Annotated in this window: 21 protein-coding genes; 6 read left to right on the top strand and 15 right to left on the bottom strand. The window is 73.2% G+C overall.

Going from position 1 to position 18,182, the window contains the following annotated elements; all coding sequences use genetic code 11:
• Window positions 1–3: 3 nt before the first annotated feature.
• The 7 genes from ACZ6IM_RS16135 to ACZ6IM_RS16105 form a co-directional block, all read right to left on the bottom strand.
• Window positions 4–750, bottom strand: a complete 747-nt coding sequence (locus ACZ6IM_RS16135; protein WP_469557093.1) for a GntR family transcriptional regulator — start codon at window positions 748–750, stop codon at window positions 4–6.
• Between the two features lie 125 nt (window positions 751–875).
• Entirely contained in the window at window positions 876–1,739 is an 864-nt protein-coding gene (locus ACZ6IM_RS16130; RefSeq protein WP_052841245.1) for a DMT family transporter, read from the bottom strand.
• 66 nt (window positions 1,740–1,805) lie between these two features.
• Window positions 1,806–2,633 carry a hypothetical protein gene (locus ACZ6IM_RS16125; RefSeq protein ID WP_469557091.1) on the bottom strand — a complete coding sequence of 276 codons (828 nt, stop codon included), beginning with the start codon at window positions 2,631–2,633 and terminating at the stop codon, window positions 1,806–1,808.
• 154 nt (window positions 2,634–2,787) lie between these two features.
• Window positions 2,788–3,126 (bottom strand): SCO0607 family lipoprotein, encoded by a 339-nt coding sequence (locus ACZ6IM_RS16120; RefSeq protein ID WP_469557089.1) that lies wholly within the window; start codon window positions 3,124–3,126, stop codon window positions 2,788–2,790.
• Window positions 3,127–3,220: 94 nt separating this feature from the next.
• A complete protein-coding gene (locus ACZ6IM_RS16115) occupies window positions 3,221–4,174 on the bottom strand; it encodes a hypothetical protein (protein WP_469557087.1) in 954 nt (317 codons plus the stop codon).
• 112 nt (window positions 4,175–4,286) lie between these two features.
• Window positions 4,287–4,865, bottom strand: a complete 579-nt coding sequence (locus ACZ6IM_RS16110; RefSeq protein ID WP_052841249.1) for a DUF488 domain-containing protein — start codon at window positions 4,863–4,865, stop codon at window positions 4,287–4,289.
• A 79-nt stretch (window positions 4,866–4,944) separates the two neighbouring features.
• The gene (locus tag ACZ6IM_RS16105) at window positions 4,945–5,883 is read right to left on the bottom strand and encodes a GlxA family transcriptional regulator (RefSeq protein ID WP_052841250.1); all 939 of its coding nucleotides are present in this window, start codon (window positions 5,881–5,883) and stop codon (window positions 4,945–4,947) included.
• 193 nt (window positions 5,884–6,076) lie between these two features.
• On the opposite strand from ACZ6IM_RS16105, the gene ACZ6IM_RS16100 reads away from it, so the two are divergent.
• Entirely contained in the window at window positions 6,077–7,252 is a 1,176-nt protein-coding gene (locus ACZ6IM_RS16100) for a GDSL-type esterase/lipase family protein (RefSeq protein WP_469557085.1), read from the top strand.
• Between the two features lie 17 nt (window positions 7,253–7,269).
• On the opposite strand, the gene ACZ6IM_RS16095 is transcribed toward ACZ6IM_RS16100, so the two are convergent.
• Together ACZ6IM_RS16095 and femY are read right to left on the bottom strand one after the other, a co-directional pair.
• Window positions 7,270–7,971: a type 1 glutamine amidotransferase gene (locus ACZ6IM_RS16095; protein WP_469557083.1), complete on the bottom strand. Its 702-nt coding sequence runs from the start codon at window positions 7,969–7,971 to the stop codon at window positions 7,270–7,272.
• 146 nt (window positions 7,972–8,117) lie between these two features.
• On the bottom strand, window positions 8,118–9,239 hold the full coding sequence (gene femY / locus ACZ6IM_RS16090; RefSeq protein WP_469557081.1) for a peptidoglycan bridge formation glycyltransferase FemY: 1,122 nt from the start codon (window positions 9,237–9,239) through the stop codon (window positions 8,118–8,120).
• 260 nt (window positions 9,240–9,499) lie between these two features.
• Between femY and ku the strand changes: the two genes are divergently transcribed.
• Window positions 9,500–10,540 carry a non-homologous end joining protein Ku gene (gene ku, locus ACZ6IM_RS16085; protein ID WP_469557079.1) on the top strand — a complete coding sequence of 347 codons (1,041 nt, stop codon included), beginning with the start codon at window positions 9,500–9,502 and terminating at the stop codon, window positions 10,538–10,540.
• Between the two features lie 14 nt (window positions 10,541–10,554).
• On the opposite strand, the gene ACZ6IM_RS16080 is transcribed toward ku, so the two are convergent.
• The 3 genes from ACZ6IM_RS16080 to ACZ6IM_RS16070 all read right to left on the bottom strand — a co-directional run bounded on the left by ACZ6IM_RS16080 (window position 10,555) and on the right by ACZ6IM_RS16070 (window position 12,807).
• Entirely contained in the window at window positions 10,555–11,400 is an 846-nt protein-coding gene (locus tag ACZ6IM_RS16080) for an RNA polymerase sigma factor SigF (protein WP_052841254.1), read from the bottom strand.
• A 127-nt stretch (window positions 11,401–11,527) separates the two neighbouring features.
• Complete coding sequence (locus ACZ6IM_RS16075; protein WP_052841255.1) at window positions 11,528–12,457, bottom strand: anti-sigma factor RsbA family regulatory protein; 930 nt, start codon at window positions 12,455–12,457, stop codon at window positions 11,528–11,530.
• The gene (locus tag ACZ6IM_RS16070; RefSeq protein WP_052841256.1) at window positions 12,454–12,807 is read right to left on the bottom strand and encodes an STAS domain-containing protein; all 354 of its coding nucleotides are present in this window, start codon (window positions 12,805–12,807) and stop codon (window positions 12,454–12,456) included. The genes ACZ6IM_RS16075 and ACZ6IM_RS16070 overlap by 4 nt, the downstream gene beginning before the upstream one ends.
• Before the next feature lie 171 nt (window positions 12,808–12,978).
• Here ACZ6IM_RS16070 and ACZ6IM_RS16065 point away from each other — a divergent pair, with 171 nt between their 5' ends.
• Window positions 12,979–13,335, top strand: a complete 357-nt coding sequence (locus ACZ6IM_RS16065; RefSeq protein ID WP_052841257.1) for a PRC-barrel domain-containing protein — start codon at window positions 12,979–12,981, stop codon at window positions 13,333–13,335.
• 62 nt (window positions 13,336–13,397) lie between these two features.
• Here ACZ6IM_RS16065 and ACZ6IM_RS16060 read toward each other — a convergent pair whose 3' ends face one another.
• Both ACZ6IM_RS16060 and ACZ6IM_RS16055 read right to left on the bottom strand, forming a co-directional pair.
• Window positions 13,398–13,961 (bottom strand): Dps family protein, encoded by a 564-nt coding sequence (locus ACZ6IM_RS16060; protein WP_052841258.1) that lies wholly within the window; start codon window positions 13,959–13,961, stop codon window positions 13,398–13,400.
• Window positions 13,962–14,055: 94 nt separating this feature from the next.
• Entirely contained in the window at window positions 14,056–14,661 is a 606-nt protein-coding gene (locus ACZ6IM_RS16055) for a flavodoxin family protein (RefSeq protein ID WP_469557076.1), read from the bottom strand.
• A 44-nt stretch (window positions 14,662–14,705) separates the two neighbouring features.
• Between ACZ6IM_RS16055 and ACZ6IM_RS16050 the strand changes: the two genes are divergently transcribed.
• The 3 genes from ACZ6IM_RS16050 (at window position 14,706) to ACZ6IM_RS16040 (ending at window position 17,239) form a co-directional block, all read left to right on the top strand.
• Window positions 14,706–15,446 (top strand): class I SAM-dependent methyltransferase, encoded by a 741-nt coding sequence (locus ACZ6IM_RS16050; RefSeq protein WP_469557074.1) that lies wholly within the window; start codon window positions 14,706–14,708, stop codon window positions 15,444–15,446.
• A 107-nt stretch (window positions 15,447–15,553) separates the two neighbouring features.
• Window positions 15,554–16,345 carry a hypothetical protein gene (locus ACZ6IM_RS16045; RefSeq protein WP_469557072.1) on the top strand — a complete coding sequence of 264 codons (792 nt, stop codon included), beginning with the start codon at window positions 15,554–15,556 and terminating at the stop codon, window positions 16,343–16,345.
• A gap of 171 nt (window positions 16,346–16,516) precedes the next feature.
• Window positions 16,517–17,239, top strand: coding sequence for an FAD binding domain-containing protein (locus ACZ6IM_RS16040; protein ID WP_052841262.1), 723 nt, complete (start codon window positions 16,517–16,519; stop codon window positions 17,237–17,239).
• Between the two features lie 35 nt (window positions 17,240–17,274).
• On the opposite strand, the gene ACZ6IM_RS16035 is transcribed toward ACZ6IM_RS16040, so the two are convergent.
• The gene (locus ACZ6IM_RS16035) at window positions 17,275–18,114 is read right to left on the bottom strand and encodes a lysozyme (RefSeq protein ID WP_052841263.1); all 840 of its coding nucleotides are present in this window, start codon (window positions 18,112–18,114) and stop codon (window positions 17,275–17,277) included.
• Window positions 18,115–18,182 lie beyond the last annotated feature (68 nt).

Genomic DNA, 18,182 nt, shown 5'->3' with positions numbered 1-18,182 from the left:
CTCTCAGGTGGTCCGCGGCCCACCACGCCGGAGCGTGGCGCGCAGGGTCATCCGGTCCGCGCGGATGCGGATCGACTCGGTGTCCACCGGCCGACCGTCCGCCAGCCGGGTCAGCCGCTCCAGGGCGAACACCGCCGCCCCGGGCTCGATCCCCAGCAACCCGGCTGTGCCGGGGTCCGCGTTGACCGCGTGCACGGCCACCTCCGCCCGCCCGAGCCGGACGCCCGCGGCCTCCTCGATCAGGCCGAACACGTCCCGCTCCCGCAGGTCTCCGGCGAGCACGGCACGGCCGATGCCGGCGGTCAGGTAGCTGGTGTCCAGCGAGAAGGGCAGCCCGTCCAGCCACCGCAGCCGCTCCACGTACACCCCGCCCGCCCCGGACGGCACCTCCAGGCGGGCGGCGATCGCGGCGGGCAGCACCGGCACCTCCGCGGCGACCCGCACCTCGTTGGTCACGGTGCCGCGTCCGGTCAGCTCCTCGGCCAGCCCGGTCAGCCGGTCCAGACCGTGCCCGTACTTCGGCAGCAGCACCGTGGTCCCGACCCCGCGCCGCCGGGTGATCAGACCTTCTTCGCGCAGCAGGGCCAGGGCGTCCCGCACGGCGTTGCGCGAGGCGCCGAACCGGCGGCCCAGGTCCCGTTCGTCGGGCAGCGTGCCGGCGGCGAAGGCACCGTCCGTGATCTGCTGCCGCAGTACGTCGGCCAGCTGCCGGGCCCGCTCGGCGCGCGGCCGTCCCCCGTGGTGGTCCATGCCGCTCACGGTAACCCGCACCATGTTTCGCCGAAGTTACGCCACCCGCGTTGACCTGCGGAAATGGCTGACCTGCGGGTTCGTGGGGGAGCGCGGCGCGCTTCGCCACCCGGTCCGCTGGACGCTCACTGCGCGGTGCGCAGATCCGCGCCGCGCCGGGCCAGGTGCAGCACGCCCACCACGATCAGTGCCACACCGAGCAGCTGGGGCACGACCCACCAGTCGCCCCGTACGTCCTCCCGGTACAGGACCACGCCGAGCAGCAGGCTCACCGTCGCGTCGCCCAGCGTGAGGGCGGGCTGCGAGGCGACCAGCGGACCGCCCTGCATGGCGTGCTCCAGCAGCAGCACGGCACACACCCCGGCCGCCGCGAAGCCGTAGGTCTGCCAGGCGGTGAAGAAGCCCACCAGGCCGTCGGAGTCCAGGACGCGCATGGAGTCCTTCATCAGACCGGCCGTCAGCGCGTAACACACCGCCGTGGCCGCGCCGAGGCAACCGGCGCGGGCCTTGCCGACAGGGCGCTTCAGGCCGGCGGCGGCCAGCAGTACGGCCGCCCCGGCACAGGCCGCCAGCGCCGGCACCCAGCGGTCCAGGGGCACGTCGGCCTCGCCGCCGTCCGGCGCGGCCGAGGCCAGTGCGACACCGAGCCCCACCACCACCCCGCCCACGGCGAGCCACATGACCTGCGGCAGCCGGTTGCCGGTCAGCAGCGAGGCCAGCAGCAGGGCCAGCGGAAGCTCCAGCACGAACAGGGGCTGTACGAGTGACAGCGGCCCCGTCGCCAGGGCGACCGCCTGCCCCACACCGGCCACCACGACGGCCAGCATGCCGCCGAGCCACACGGGGCGCCGCAACAGGTCGAGGACGAGTCCGGGGCGGAACCCCTGGGACTGCGGCACACTCAGCGCGGCGCGCCGCTGGAGCACGGTGGCCAGCGCGTTGCTGAAGGCGGCGAGCAGTGCGAAGAGCACCGGCAGTACAACACCCATCCACCGATACTCACCCCGATCTCCCCCGGCCGCGCGCCGCGTCACGCCCGGGGTGCCGGGGTCCGCTCAGCTGCCGCTCGGCGCGGAGGGGGCCTCGGCCGCGGCGTCCTGCTTCGGCTCGGGCGCGGCGGCCTCGGTGGCGGTGTAGTAGACCGAGGTGCCCTGCTTGGTGCGCTGGGCCTGGTTCTTGGCGACGAGTCCCTCGAGCGTGGTGCGCACGACCGTGGTCTTGACGGTACGTCCGGAGTGGGCCTCGCCCAGGGCCGTGGTGACCTCGGCGGCGGACCGCGGCTCGCGCTGCCCGGCGAGGTGTTCGCGCACCAGCTCCACCAGGGTCGGCCGGTCGGCGTCCCGCGCCGCCGCCTTCTTCGCCGCGGGCTTCCCGGCGGTCTTGGTGGCGGGCTTCCCGGCGGTCTTGGCGGCAGACTTGGCGGCCGTCTTGGCGGGTGCCTTGTCCACCGTCTTGGCGGATGTCTTCGCGGGCGCCTTGTCGGCGGTCTTGGCGGCCGTCCCGGTGGTCGTCGTGGCGGTCGCCCCGGCGGCCTTCTTCGCCGTCGTCTTCGAGGCCGCCGCGCGCTTGGGCGCGGTGGTGGCCTTCTTGCTCCGCGTCGCCTTGCCGGTGGCCGGCCGCGGGGCGGCACCGCCGCGCGGTGCCGGCACCGTGGCGGCCTCGGTCGCGGCGGCGGACTGCGGCGGCGAGGTGATGCCGAGGGCCTGCTGCATGTTCACCAGCAGGGCGTGGTCGTGCTGGAGCGCGGCCAGTTGCTGCTGGAGAGCCGTGATCTCCGCGCTGACACGTTCCTGCTCCTTGACGTTGCGCTCCAGGTCGTCGGTCACCTGGACGCTGTACTGCGACGCCAGTTCCGTGGCGGACTGCATCGTGCTCTCGGACATGTGTGGACTCTCCTTGGTTCGCGGCCGTGAAGGCTGACGCGCAGCCCTCAGTTGATGCCCTGTTCGCTGCCGAGTCGGTATACCACGTATGGCCACCGTCGTGGTATGTGCCGCCGCAACCCCGTGCAGGTGTTCGGACCGCGGAGCGGGGCGGTCACCCGCCCTCGGGCACCTCCACGACCTTCCCGTGCTCGTCGACGGTATGTGTCTGCCAGTAGGTGTCCCACTTGTCGCCGACGTGTTCCGGGACCTTGCCCTCGGGGTAGCGGGTGTAACCCTGGGGCGGCTCCTCGCCGTTGGGCACACACGCACTGCCCGTGCCACCGATGCTCAGGACCGGGTACTCACCGCCGCCGCAGCTGGCCTCCTGAATGGAGCAGCCGGTCAGCACCGCGGCGGCGGCCACACAGGCCAGGACGAGACCGCGGACGGACCGTCCGGTGCGGACGGCGGACGCGGCCGACGGTCGGTGAAACGGATGGGTGGTACGCACGGTTGACTCCCTGGTGGGGGTGGCTGGTGCGGCAAGCGTCCCCCGGCGGGGGGAAGCGCCTCATGAGTACGAGTACTCAATCGGACGAGCCGTATTACCTGTCCCGGCCGGCGAGACGGTCCACCCGGCGTGCGCTCGCCCGTGCCTCCCGCTCGGCTCCCGCGACGGCGTCCGCGGCCGAACGGTCCCGCTCCTCGGCCTCGTGCCGTTCCCGTTCGGCCCGGTCGAGGTCCTCGTGTGCCGCGCGCAGCCGCTCCGCGGCGGCGGCCACCGTCTCGCGGGCCCGGCACAGTTCGTCGTCGGCCCGGCGCAGTGACTCCCGCGCGTCGGCCTGCTCGGCGCGTGCGTCCCGCAGGTGCCCCTCGGCCCGCTCGGCCTCCTGCTCGGCCCGCTCCAGTTCCTCACGCCGTCTGCGGCGCCGCTCGGCGAGTTCGTCCCTCGCCCGGGTGCCGGTGGCGGTACGGCGGGACTTCGGGCGTACTGCCGCCCCTGGTTCGCTCCGGGCGGGTTCCGCCGGAGCGGTGCCCGAGGGAAAGGCCGAGGGCGGGGTCAGGGAGACCTCCAGGCGTCCCCCGGCCCATCGCTCGGCCGCCTCCGGGTCCGCGAGGACCGCGCGCAGGGTCGACTCGACCTCCCGCTGCGCCGCCGGGGAGAGCCGCTGCCCGGTCTCGCCGGCGAGCTGTGCGGCCTGCCGGGAGAGGGCGGCGACGATCCGCCGGCGCTGCGCCGAGAGTTCCTTGAGCCCGGTGGCGTCCAGGGTGCGGTGTGCCTCGCGCAGTGCCTGCCCCAGCTCCAGGAACCGCCGGGTCTCCTCGGGTCGGGAGCGGGTCAGCAGATTCGCCGCCCAGGCGCCGAGCGTGGGCCTGCGGGCGGCGTGGATGCGGCGGGCGTCCTCCTTGCGGCCGGCCGTTCTGGCGGCCGCGGCGCGTTCCTCACGACGGGAGACGAAGGCGGAGGGAGGCGTGGTGTACAGCTCGTCCAGGACCTGCTCGACCGCTTCCGTGTCCTGGCCGCCCGAGTCCCGGCGACGCCCGCCCTTGCGCTGCATGGCCTCCGCCCTCCGTCCTCCGCCGTTCGTTCTCCGCCGTCCGTCCATCCGTCACCGTCCGTCCCTCGGCGTCGTTCGTGAGCCGTCGGGGCCGCCCCGGCGCCGGTGTGGCCTACTTCGCCACCGCCTCCACGTCGTCGTAGACGAGCAGGCCGTCCGACCGCAGCCGCACGCCCGGGGTGGGGGAGTGGGCCGTCAGCCGGCCGTCGTGCATGAGGTGGTCCGCGGGGGTGTCACGGGCCAGCACGGCGAAGTCGGCGATGAGGCGTCGGTGGCACCGCCACCACACCGACTCGCCGCACATGACCGCGGTGCGCTCGTGCGCCGCCCGGGCCAGCAACTCGTCCATCGCCTCGACGAACTCCGGCGACCGGGTGTGTCCCGCGTACGCGCGGAAGGACGCGTTGCGCCAGACGACGTCGGGCGAGTCGGGCGCGGGCTTGCGGAACCCGCCCAGGCGGCGCTCCCACCGGTAGGCGAGGCCCTCCTCGGGCATCCAGCGGGCCAGCCGGTCCCGCAGCAGGTCGGGGTCGCGGCGGCTGCCGGGGGCGGTCCTGACGTCGACCACGGAGGCGACACCGGCACCGCGCAGCAGTCCGGCCAGCTCCGCGCGGCCCGCGGTGCCGTGCCCGAACGTGACCAGGTGGGGCTGCGACATGCCGTCGCCGGTTCCCTCGCTGCCTGCGCCCATGCCCTCTGTCTACGGTCACCCGGGCGGCCCCGCGACCCGAGCGGGGCCCACCCGGGACACGGTGCCGGGCCGCCGGCCGTCAGCCGAAGGTGCGCCGGTAGGCGTGCGGGCTGACGCCGGTGGTGCGCTTGAAGCGGTCGCGGAAGGCCGTCGGCGAGCCGAAGCCGACCTGGGCGGCGATGCGTTCCACCGAGTGCTCCGTCGTCTCCAGCAGATGCTGCGCCTGGCGGACCCGGGCACGGTGCAGCCACTGGAGCGGGGTGCTGCCGGTCTGCTCGCGGAAGCGGCGGATCAGCGTCCGGGTGCTCATCCCGGCGTGCGCGGCGATGTCGGCGAGGGAGAGGTCGCGGGCCAGATTCTCGCGCAGCCAGGTCAGCAGGGGTTCGAGGGCGGAACCGCGGGGCACGGGCGGGTAGTCGTGGACGACGAACTGGGCCTGGCCGCCTTCGCGTTCGAGCGGCATCACCGACAGCCGGGCGGCGTGCGCGGCGACCGCCGAGCCGTAGTCGCGCCGGATCATGTGCAGGCACAGGTCCAGGCCCGCGGCGGCGCCTGCCGAGGTGAGGATCTGGCCGTTGTCGACGTACAGGACGTCCGGGTCGACGTCGATGCCCGGATGGGTGCCGGCCAGCGCTTTCGCGGCGATCCAGTGGGTGGTGGCCCGCAGCCCGTCCAGCAGCCCGGTGGCGGCCAGCGGGAAGGTGCCGGAGCAGATGGAGGCGATCCGTGTGCCGTTCCCGGCGGCCGTGCGCAGCGCGTCGCGGACGGCGGGGGAGAGCGGGTCGGTGGGGGTGGCCGTACCGGGCAGGATGATGGTGTCCGCCTCCCGCAGTCCGTCCAGTCCCCAGGGCGCGCGCATCGTGAACGCGCCGGCGTCGATCTCGGGGTGCTCGGCACACACCCGGATCCGGTAGCCGGGACGGCCGTCGGGGAGCCGGGTCCGGGTGAAGACCTCGATCGGGGTGGACAGGTCGAACGGGATCACCCGGTCCAGCGCGAGGACGGCGACGGTGTGCATGGCCGGAACGTACCTCCTGGTGGGGCGGCGATCGGCAGGGGTGGCGTTTTCCCGTTGGAAGCCGTCACTTCTGCCACGGAAGGCAGAGTAGGGATTCCTGTCACGATAAGCAATTTGCCTAAGGAGATTAGGTCAGTGCACAATCCATGAAGGGAGAAGCCGCTCACCCAGCCGCACCACCGCCGGAGACGACATGCGCAGCACGAACGACTGGATCACCACGCCCATCACCGCCGACCTCCTGCGGGGTGCCCTCGACCTGGAGCGCACCGAGCGCGGTCTGCTGCCCCACCGGCTGCCCGCCCGAGCCCGTGCGCAGAACAACGACGGACAGCTGGCCATGGCCGAGTCCCAGCCCTCCGGCGTACGCCTTGCCCTGCGCACCCGCGCCACCGCCCTCGAACTGGACACCCTGCCCACCAAGCGGGTCTACGCGGGTGTCCCGCCACGCCCGGACGGCGTCTACGACCTGCTCGTCGACGGGCGTCCGGCGGGCCGGGGCAGTGTCGCGGGTGGCAACGTCCTGACCATCGACATGACCACCGGCACCGCGGGCGTCGAGCCCGGTGAGGTGGGTACCCTCCGCTTCACGGACCTGCCCGAGGGCCGCAAGGACATCGAGATCTGGCTGCCGCACAACGAGACCACCGAACTCGTGGCCCTGCGCACCAACGCCCCCGTGGAGCCCGCCCCCGACCCGGGCCGCCGGGTCTGGCTGCACCACGGCAGCTCGATCAGCCACGGCTCCGACGCCGCGAGCCCCACCACCACGTGGCCCGCTCTCGCCGCCTCCCTCGGTGGCGTCGAGCTGATCAACCTGGGCCTGGGCGGCAGCGCGCTGCTCGACCCGTTCACCGCACGGGCCATGCGCGACACCCCCGCCGACCTGATCAGCGTCAAGATCGGCATCAACGTGGTCAACGCCGACCTCATGCGTTTGCGCGCCTTCGGCCCCGCCGTGCACGGGTTCCTGGACACCGTCCGGGAGGGCCACCCCACCGTCCCCCTGCTGGTCGTCTCGCCCATCCTGTGCCCCGTCCAGGAGGACACCCCCGGTCCCCTGGCCCCCGACTTCTCCGGCATCGCCGAGGGGCGACTGCGGTTCGTCGCCACGGGTGACCCGGCGGAACGCGCGAGCGGAAAACTGACCCTGAACGTCATCCGGGACGAGCTGTCCCGGATCGTCGCCCAACGGGCCGCCGACGACGAGAACCTGTACTACCTCGACGGCCGCGAGCTCTACGGGCAGACCGACGTGGCAGACCTGCCCCTGCCGGACAACGTCCACCCGGACGCCGCCACCCACCGCCTCATCGGCGAACGCTTCGCCGAGCTGGCCTTCGCCGACCGGGGCGCCTTCAGCGGCTGACCGCCATGAGCCCGTGCTCAGGACCCGACGACGACCGCGGCGAAGCGCCTGGCCACCTCGCGCCAGACCGCCTCGGCCGCGGGCTCGTCGCGTTCCGCCCGGCGGGCGAGTTCCACCGGGTCGAGACCCCGGGCCCGAAGCCGGCCGGCGTCCCACGACCTGACCCGGTCCGCCCCCGCCTCGGGGTGGAACTGCACGCCCCACGCCCGCTCACCGACCCGGAACGCCTGGTACGGACACCGCTCGCTCGACATGAGCCACGTCGCGCCGGGCGGCAGCGCGGTGACGGCGTCCTGGTGGTGCTCGATCGCCGTCACCCGCTCCGGAAGTCCGCCGAAGAGCGGATCGGCACCGGCCTCGGGGCGCAGGGTCAACGGGGTGCTGCCGAACTCCGGTTCACCGTGCTGCCCCCGCACCGTGCCGCCGGCGACCCGGGCGAGGAGCTGTCCGCCGAGGCAGATCCCGAAGACCGGGGCGCCCCGCTCCACCGCCTCGGCGACCAGGGCCCGGGTGGGGGCGAGCCAGGGAGCGCGCGCGTCGTCGTCGGGCAGGAAGCCACCGCCGAGCACCAGCACGCCGTCGTGCGCCGGACGCCGGGGGAGTGCCGCACCGGTGTACGCGTGCACCACGTCCAGTGCCACCCCGCCCGCGGCCAGCCAGTCGCCGAACCGGCCCGCCCCACCGCCCCGATGGTTCTGCACCACCAAGAGCCGCGACATCTGCCCACCCCGCTTCGCCTCGTCGCCGGACACGACCCCGCCGCCCGGGAAGCGGCGGGTCGTCCGCCCACCGTGTCACAGCACCGCCGCTCGACGCACCGGCTCCGGCCGGTGCTCCCGCCCGCCCCGGTGCGTGACGGGCCGGCTCAGCGGCGGGCCAGGTACAGGGACACGGCCTTGTGCAGCACCCTGTTCAGCGGATAATCCCACTCGCCGAGGTACTCGACGGCCTGTCCGCCCGCGCCGACCTTGAACCGGAGCAGTCCCAGCAGGTGGTTGTCCTCGTCCAGGGTGTCGGTGATGCCGCGGAAGTCGTAGACGGCCGCGCCCAGTTCACGGGCGTCGCACATCATCCGCCACTGCAGGGCGTTGTTGGGCTGCACCTCGCGCCGCCGGCTGGTGGACGCGCCGTAGGAGTACCAGACGTGTTCGCCGACCGTCAGCATCGTGGCCGCGGCGAGCACCTCCCCGTCGTGGTGGGCGAGGTACAGGCGCATGCGGTCCGGGTCCTCGGCCGTCAGCGCCTGCCACATCCGCCGGAAGTAGGCGAGGGGCCGCGGCACGAACCGGTCCCGGCGCGCGGTCTCCACGTACAGCTCGTAGAAGGTGGGCAGATCCTCCTCGTCTCCCCGGACGACCTTGACGCCGGCCTTCTCGGCCTTCTTGATGTTGCGCCGCCACTGCTGGTTGAAGCCGTTCTGCAGCTGCTCCAGCGACCGCCCGGCGAGCGGTACCTGGCACACGTGGCGCGGCTGGCCCGCGGCGAAGCCGTCCTCGCCGCCCGGCTCGGTGCGCCGCCAGCCCATCCGGCGCAGCCGCTCGGCGATGTCGTCCGCCCCGGGCTCGCGCACCGTCGCCTCCACGTCGCCCAGCCGCCGGGCCCCCGGGTCGGCGATCGCCGCCTTGACCGCGTCGGCGCTCCAGCGCCGTGCCACCACCGGCGGCCCCATCCGCACCGTGAACGCGCCGCGTTCCCTCAGGTGCGCGAGCATCGGCTCCAGCCACCGCTCCAGCCCGTCCGCCGTCCAGTCGATGACCGGGCCCTCGGGCAGGTAGGCCAGGTACCGCTTCAGCCGCGGCAGCGGCCGCAGGAGCACCAGCCCGGCGCCCACCAGCTCGCCGCCCTCGTCGAACCATCCCAGGCTCTCCGCCCGCCAGTCCGGCTTCACGTCGCCCCAGGAGGGGACTTGCAGGTGGCTCACGGAAGGCCGGGCCGTGACGAAGCGCAGATGCTCCTCGCGGGTGATCGGCTTCAGACGACAGCTCATGGGGGTCCCTCTGTTCGGCTTCGATCGACGGTTCGTCCGGTGGTGCGGCGGTGCGGCGGTGCGGCGGTGCGGCGGGGAGACGGCCGGCCGCGGGCGTGTCCGCCGTCCCGCTCACCTCACAGGGAACAACGACGGCGGCCGATCCGCGCGCTGTCGGCCGGCCGCCCACCCGTGTGCCCCGTCCGGCGCGCGGGGCCCCGGGCCGGATGGCAGCGTGGCGGGACCGGGCGGTGCGAGCGGGACGGACGGAGCGGACGGTCATGGCACGGGCGATCTGGACAGGGGTCATCACCTTCGGGCTGGTCTCGGTGCCCGTCGGCCTGTTCACGGCCACCGAGGACCACACGGTCCACTTCCACCAGTTGCAGCGCGGCACCTCGGACCGGATCCGCAACCGGCGGGTCAACGAGCGCACCGGCGAGGAGGTCGACGCCGCCGACATCGTCAAGGGATACGAGGTGGGCGAGGGCGAGTACGTCGTCGTGGAGCCCGGTGAACTCGACGAGATCGCGCCGGGACGCTCCCGCACCCTCGAGATCACCGACTTCGTGGACCTGGACCGGATCGAACCGGTCTACTTCGGCCGCACCTACTACCTCGCCCCGCGCGGCAAGGAGTACCTCAAGGTCTACGAACTGCTGCGCACCGCCCTCGCCGAGACGGGCAAGGCGGGTGTCGCCACCTTCGTCATGCGCAACCGGCAGTACCTGACCGTGCTGCGCGCCGAGGACAGGGTCCTGCTGCTCCAGACGCTGCACTGGGCCGACGAGGTCCGCGACCCCGTCGAGGAGCTTCCGGATCTGCCGTCGGACCGGGCCGGCCGGGGCAAGGAACTGGACATGGCGCTGCGTCTCGTCGACGCCCTCAGCGGCGACTGGGAGCCCGACCGCTACCAGGACACCTATCAGGAGAAGGTCCGCGAGCTGGTCCGGGCGAAGGCCGAGGGCGAGGAGATCGCCGTTGCCGAGGAGGCACCCGAGGCCACCAACGTCGTCGACCTGATGGACGTCCTGCGCGGCAGCCTGGAACAGGCGAAGGGCAGGGGCGGCGGCGCGGGCGACAAGAAGCCGCCCGCCTCGCGGAAGAAGGCCGCCGGGTCACGGGGGAAGGCCGCCGGGGCCCCTCGGCGGAGCGCACCGACGCGGGGCGAGCTGCGGGAGCTGAGCAAGACGGAGCTCTACCAGCGGGCCACCGAGCAGGACATCCCCGGCCGCTCGAAGATGAGCCGCCAGCAACTCGTCGACGCGCTCAGCGGAAGCGAGAGCCGCGGTCGCCGGAAGAAGAAGACGACCGCGGCCTGAGGCCGGACCACCGCTCAGGCGGTGCTGAGCATGCCTTCCCGCAGCCGGGTCAGCAGGCGCGAGATCAGCCGGGAGACGTGCATCTGGGAGACGCCGAGGCGCTCGCCGATGTCCTTCTGGGTGAGTTCCTCGACGAACCGCCAGTGGATGATCTGCCGGTCGCGCTCGTCCAGCTCGGCGATCATCGGGGCCAGGGCGTGGAAGTCGTCCACGAGCGCCAGGGCGGCGTCGTCGGCACCGATGAAGTCGGCGAGCGCCGACTCACCGTCCTCGCTGCCGCTGATGGCCGCGTCCAGGGAGGCGGAGTTGTAGCCGTTGGCCGCCAGCCGGGCCTCGACGACCTCGTCCTCCGGGAGGCTCATCAGCTCCGACAGCTCCTGGGTGGTGGGGTTGCGGCCCAGCCGGCTGCGCAGCTCCTCGGTGGCCCGGGCCAGCTGGACGCGGGCCTCCTGAAGACGCCGGGGCACGTGCACGGCCCACGAGGTGTCCCGGAAGAACCGCTTGATCTCCCCGACGATGTAGGGCACGGCGAAGGAGGTGAACTCGACCTCACGGGTCAGTTCGAACCGGTCGATGGCCTTGATCAGACCGATCATGCCGACCTGGACGATGTCCTCCATCTCCTCCGGCCCGCGGCTGCGGAACCGGCCGGCCGCGAAGCGGACCAGGGACATGTTCATCTCGATCAGCGTGTTGCGCGCGTACTGGTACTCGGGCGTGCCCTCCTCCAGCACCGTCAACTGCTCGAAGAACAGCTTCGACAACTCCCGCGCGTCCTTGGGCGCCACCTTGGACGGGTCCGCGATCTCCGGCATCTCCGCCGTGGCGTGCTCGGTGGCCTGTGCGGTCGTCGTCGTCATGATGTGCCCTCCCGGTAAATCGGTCGTCGTGTCACCTAGTCGGCCGACGACCCGTCGCCTACCCCGGCTCAGACCTCGCACACATGGCGGAGTGCCGCGATGTGTGCGAGGCCCGAGCGACGGTGCCTCACAAGCCCAGGTAGAAGCGGACCGCGGTGCCCTCGTCGCTCGTGTGGATCCGCACCAGATCGGCCACGTAGTGGACGAGCAGGAGGCCGCGGCCACCGATCTGCCCGCGCTCCGGGGGCCGCCGGCCGACGAGGGGATCCGTGAGCCGGCCCGCGTCGCGGACCTCGCACACCACCTGGCCCGCCTCGGCCCAGACCGCGACCGTTCCGTCGCCTCCGCCGTGGACGACGCTGTTGGTGATCAGCTCGGACACCGCGAGTTCCGCGTCCTGCAGCCGCCGCCCGGTCAGCCCGAGCGAGGCGGCCCGGTCGACCGCGAAACGGCGGGCCTCGGGCAGTTCCCCGGACCCGAAGGCCAGGGAACCGGCGTCGGGAACGGGCCCGAGCGGCTCGTTGTAACGGGTGACGACCGCGCGCCAGTCGTACTCCTCGCTGACCCGCTCACTCCCCCCGGTGATGACCGTCGGGTGGGTGACCAGGGCGTCCGCGAGCACGTCAGCGCCCAGCCGGGTCTCGTCGTACGGGCACAGGATCGTCGCGGGACGGCCCGCGAAGGCGGCGTTGATCAGCGCCTCGTGCTGGGCGCACGCCGGGTACTCCACGGCGCTGCGTCCGGCCCAGATGGGCTCGCCGATGATCCGCACCCGTGCCCGCGTGTGCGCGTCGGCGAACGCCCTCAGCACGCCCGGGATGATCCGGCCCGGGTTGCGCCCGGCCTCGGTCATGTCCAGGAAGGTGACGTCCCGGGCGTCCGTGCCGAGTCCCGCCCGGATCAGCTCCAGGTTGGGGCCGGGTACGGCCACCGCCACCGGTTCGTCCGCGGCCAGCCCGTCCCGTACGAACGCCACCGTCCGGTCGGTGTACTCGGCCGCCGAGCGGTAGAACAGCGCCGGATGGGTGAATGCCTCGTCGGTGGTCGCCGTGCTCATCGTGGCGCCACCTCGATCCGGTGCAGGGACGGCCAGAACAGGTCCAGTACCCGCGGCAGTTGCGGCGGCGGCCGCTCCACCACGACCCGGCCGACGGGCAGGTTCAGGGCCGTGACGGCCAGTGCCGTCACCCCGGCCACGTCGACGAACCGCACCCCCGACAGCTCCACGTAGGACACGTCCGTGTGCTGCCGGGACAGTTCGGTGAGAGCGTTCTCCCAGGAGAGCCGGGTGCTCACGTTGATCTCACCACTGGCCCGGATGCCGGGCCGGCCGGGCAAAGGACCCACGTCCAGCAGCGCACCGCTCCGGGTGCGGGCCGGGCCGTCCTCGGCGCCTGTGCCATCCACACTCGATCCCCTCCGGAACTCCACCGGGCACCCGCGGGAGCCCGGGCGCTTCTTCCGGCCAGGCAGCCTATCCCGACCGGGCGCCCTACGCCGGTGAGGGGACAGGCGGGCGACAGCGGGGCGAAGCGGGGAACAAGACACTGAGCGCGTCCTCGGAAGGGAAGACTGGGCATGTTTGAAGCCGAAAACATTCGTGACTGGCGCGGCCTCGATGTCGTGGACTACGACGGCCGCAAGATCGGAACCCTGGAGTCCATCTATTTCGACACCCTCACCGACCGGCCCGCGTTCGCGACGGTCACGATCGGTCTGCCGACCCGCCGGCGGCTGGTCTTCGTGCCGGTGGACAAGGCCACCGTAGGACCGTCCTACCTGAAGGTGACCTACGACAAGTCGCTGGTCAAGGACGCCCCCGGGATCGACCCGGACGGTGAGCTGGCCGCCGAGGACGAGGGCGCCGTCTTCGCCCACTATCACCTGCCCTACGAGCCGGGCAGCCGCGGCGAACGCCGCCTCGGCCGACGCTGAACCCGGGCGGTGGCGCGGCCACGCGGCCGGGCCACCGCCCCCGTCGCTGCCGGGTGGCCCGGCTAGGCGACTTCCGCGCCGCGTGCCGCCGCCTCCGTCTCGGACGTCGCACTGCCGGTGGCAAGGGAGCCGCCGGCGCTCTCCAGGTGGGCCCGCACGAACCACTGGAACTGCTCCAGGTCCCTGAGCTGGCCGATCAGGAGGTCCTCCGTGGCCGTGTCGATCTTGCCGGCCTCCTCGATCGCCGCGCGCATGCCCTCGACCACGCCGGTGTACACCACGTCGAGTGCGCCGAGATGGGCGATGGCGTCGGCCCGTCCGATGGAGTAGTCGTCCCACTTGCGTTCGGCCACCAGCGCCCCGGGCGTGCCCTGGGCCACCCCGCCGAGCGCGGCGATGCGCTCGGCGACGTCGTCGGCCATCTCGCGCACCTGGTCGACCTGGGGGTCGATCATCTCGTGGACCGCGATGAAGTGCGGACCCACCACGTTCCAGTGCACGTGCTTGAGGGTCAGATGCAGGTCGTTGAGGGCGTGCAGGCGCAGTCGCAGCACACCGATCAGCCGTCCTGCGGCCTCGCGCTCGATGCCGGGGACCGTGTACTTCGGGGTCAGGTCGTGCGTCATGGCGGACCTCAGCTCCTCATGCGTTTCGTACGTCGTTGCTCGTGCACGAATGCCCCGTATCGGCTCCGGCAGACATGCGCGGGGGGCCTCCGGATCAGGACGGCGGGGCCGGCAGGGGCATCGCGCCGAGCGCGCGCGCCGCGTGCACCAGGTTGGACGCCATGGCCCGGCCGGTGGAGACCGACCAGTCGTGACCGCGCTCGTCGTCGAGGAAGTCCGGACCCGGCCCGGGGCCCAGGTGCCAGTAGGTCCAGGCCTGCCCGGGGATGGTGTAGCCGAGGTCCGCGAGCCCGCCGCTGATCTCGCTGATGACGTGGTGGGCTCCGTCCTCGTTCCCGGTGACCAGGACACCGGCGACACGGTTGTAGGCGACCGGGCGGTCCTCGTCGTCGGTCTCGCCGAGCATGGCGTCCATGCGTTCCAGGACCCGCTGGGCGACGGAGGACGGGCGGCCGAGCCAGGTCGGCGACGCGATGACCAGGATCTCGGCGGCCAGCAGCTTCTCGTGCACGCCCGGCCAGTCGTCCCCGTCGCCCATGTCGGTCTCGACCCCCGGTTTCAGGTGGAGGTCGACGGCCCGTACGACGTCCACCTCCACCCCGTGGCCCTTGAGCGCCGCGATGACCGTGGCGGCGAGCGCCTCGGTGTTCGACGGCTGGGGGGAGGGTTTGAGAGTGCAGTTGATCACGAGTGCGCGCATGCCTCCCCGTGTTCCCCGGCGGACCCGACGCTATCGTCGGCCGTATGGCTGACGAGTGCTTCCGGCATCCACGGCTCGCCGCGCTCTACGACGTGCTCGAAACCGGCCGCGGCGACCTGGTCCCGTATCTGCGCATGGCCGAGGAGCTCGGCGCGCGGAGCGTGCTGGACATCGGCTGCGGAACCGGGGTGTTCGCCGTGCTGCTGGCCGACCGCGGCCTCGACGTCGTCGGTGTCGACCCCGCCGGGGCCAGCCTCGACGTGGCCCGCGGCAGGCCGGGCGCCGACCGGGTGCGCTGGATCGAGGGCGACGCCACCTCGCTCCCCCCGCTGCGCCTCGACCTCGCGACCATGACGGCGAACGTCGCCCAGGCGATCACCGACCGGACCTCGTGGCAGGGGACGCTGCGCGGCGCGTACGAGGCCCTGCGGCCCGGCGGACACCTCGTGTTCGAGACCCGGGACCCGGCCCGGCGCGCCTGGGAAAAGTGGACCCGCGAGCACACGCACCAGATCACGGAGGTACCCGGTACGGGCAGCGTCGAGAGCTGGTGCCGACTGCTGGACGTGAGCGGTCCGCTGGTCACCTTCCGGTGGACCTACGTCTTCGGCGCGGACGGCGAGGTGCTGACCTCCGACTCGACGCTGCGCTTCCGGGAGCGGGAGGAGGTGGCGGCCGACCTGGCCGGACAGGGGTACGTGGTACGGGAGGTGCGCGACGCCCCGGACCGGGCGGGACGGGAGTTCGTCTTCGTCGCGCGGCGTCCGGAGGCGGACGGACACTGACGCCGCCGGCACCGGAAGGCACCCCGGGAACCCGGCAGCCGACGCCGCCCCGTCACTGCCCGGTCACACCCATGACGCGGCGCCCTCCGGGCGGCCATCCTCGCCGCATGGCCCGTTTCCAGCACACCGTGACCCTCGTCCCCGTACCCCGCCGCTGGTGGGAGTCGTGCGTGGCCGCGCTGTACGACCTGGCGGAGGGCACGGACGCCGAGGAAGGGCGCCTGCGGCTGCCCGACGGACGTCCGCTGCCCGGTGTGGTCCTGGCACGGGGGAGGCACTTGGCGCCGGGCGCGCAGTACCGGCCCGTGCGCGAGGAGGACGGGGAACCGGACGCGGACCAGTGCCTCACCGTTGTCTCCTGGGACCGCCGCCGGGAGACGGCGCTGGAGGTCGTCACCCTCGACGACGACCCGGCCCACCCCGTCCGGCTGGTCTGCGCCCTCGGGCTCACGAGCGCCGAACGGCCCCGGGCGGCGTGGCTGTCGGCGACGCTGCGCCCGAGCGGTGACTCGTGGGCGAAGTACCTCGGCGGCACCGGACGCCTGCACATCGACCTCGGCCGGTGGTGGCAGGCGACGAGTCCCGGCCGGCCTCCGTCCCGCGCCCCGCTGAGCGGGACCGTGACGCATGTCCTCGCCCGTGTCTCGGTGACGGTCGTACCGCGCCCCGCCCCGGACGGAAGATGGCGGGTGACCGTGAGGGCACGGGTCAGGGGCCGCTCCTTCGCCCGCCCGCTGCTGCCCCTCGCCACGGCGGTGCTGGGGCGCCGCGCCCGGCGGGCCTGCGCCGATGCCCTGGAGCGCGCGGCGGCGGCATGGAACGCGCAAGTCCCCGAACTGGTCCGCAAGGACGGTGAGCGACTGGGTGCCGAGCTGGCCGACGCGCTCATCGGCCCGTGAGACGGCAGCCGGGCCTTCCCCTGCCCATCGGCGCGCGGAGGGCGCACGCGGGAAACGAGTGAGCCCTGTACGCGCCCCCTTCGTGGTACGGACAATCCCTGTGACCGTGATCACCCGGCGGAAGACGCGGTGTCGTCCGGCCGCCGACTCCCGGGAAGCAGGTCGATCGCCATGCTGTTGCGTCAGCCCACCACCGTGACCGAAGCGCAGGAGTGCATGGCGCAGGGCGCGGTGCCCATCGGCGGGGCCACCCTCGTGTGGGCCACCTGGCAGCGCGACGGTTTCCCGGAACTGGCCATGTCGCTGCGCGCGCTGCCGGAGGCGACCGTCGTCGGACCCGAGTCGCTGGGCGCGGCCGTGGTACTGCACCGCGTGGACGACCGGGTGCCCGAGGTGCTGCGCCGGGCGGCGGGCTCGGTCGGCACCGGAGCGGTACGCCGGACGGCCACGGTCGGCGGCAACCTCGTCGGCAGCAGCCTGCGCTGCCTGTTGCCCGCGGCCCTCGTGCTGGACGCCCGCGCCACGGTGCTGGGCCCGGACCGACCCTACGAGACCGATCTGGCCGAGGTGATGGCGAAGCGTCACCTGCTGCTCGGCCTGCGCTGGCGCACGCCGGTGGCCAGTGGCTACCGCAAGCAGCCCGCCGAAGCGGGTGGTCCGCCGCCCCTGGTGGTCGCCACCGCCGTGCACCTCGACGGCGACGGCCGGCACCGGCTGCGCGTCGCCGTCCGCGAGGGCTACGACGTGCTCAGCGAGGCCGTCGGGTGCGACGCGGGCGCCGACGGGGCCCTCGACGCCCTGGAGCGGACGGACCTCGGCGCGCTGCCCGTCGGGGCCCGGGACGTGGTGCGCGAACAGGTCGCCGACATACTGGGTCCCCGAGCCGGCCGCTGAACGCGACGGTCGGCTCGGGGACCCGGCGGATCGCGTCAGCCCTTGGCCAGGGCCTTGACGCGGTCCAACGCCCCGTTGAACTTGTCGTGGTCCCCGACGGTCGGTCCGGACGAGGTGTACTGCCACATCGTGTGGAAGTCCCAGCCGGCCGGGAGCGTCCCGGCGGTCGAGGCGTACCGGGCGATCCACAAGGGGTTGCTCGCGCCGAAACCGCTGTAGTTCCCGGTGCACTGCGTCCACCAGTTGGTGGAGGTGTAGATGACGGCGTGCCGGCCCGTGCGCTGCTCGTACCGGTCGAGGAAGGACCGGATCCAGCTCACCATCTGACTGTGCGTCCGCCCGTAGCAGGTGGCCCCGTACGGGTTGTACTCGATGTCGAGGACGCCCGGGAGCGTCTTGCCGTCCTTGGACCAGCCGCCGCCGTGGTCGACGAAGTAGTCGGCCTGGGCGGCGCCGCCGGCGGTGTCCGGGGTCGCGAAGTGGTACGCGCCGCGGACCATGCCGGCGTCGTACGAACCGCCGTACTGCTGGGCGAAGTAGGGGTTCCGGTAGGAGGTCCCCTCGGTGGCCTTCACATAGGCCCACCTCACGCCGCTCTTCCAGAGGGTCGACCAGGCGACGTTGCCCTGGTGGCTGGAGACGTCCACCCCCTCGGTCTGGGCGACGCGGGTGCCGACGGGGCGGCCCTGGACCCCTTCGTGGGCGAGGACGCCGGTGCCCATGTGGGCGGTGCCGCGAGCGGGCGTCCGGGTGTCGTCGGCGGAGGCGGTGGCCGGGACGGCGGCCAGGGTCAGGAGGAGTGACTGGGCGGCGAGGATGACGCCTGAGGTGAGCAGGCGTGAGTGGCGTTTCGCCACGGCTATGGGTCTGCGCATGGCACCCATCCGAACCGCAGTCGGGCCCCACCGCATCCCACAGTCGCCCAGACGGTGTTGGGGGTGGT

The organism is Streptomyces sp. NPDC042336 (assembly GCF_055581985.1).
The sequence above is the reverse complement of the archived record's forward strand: the minus strand, read 5'-3'. Positions and strand labels throughout refer to the sequence as shown.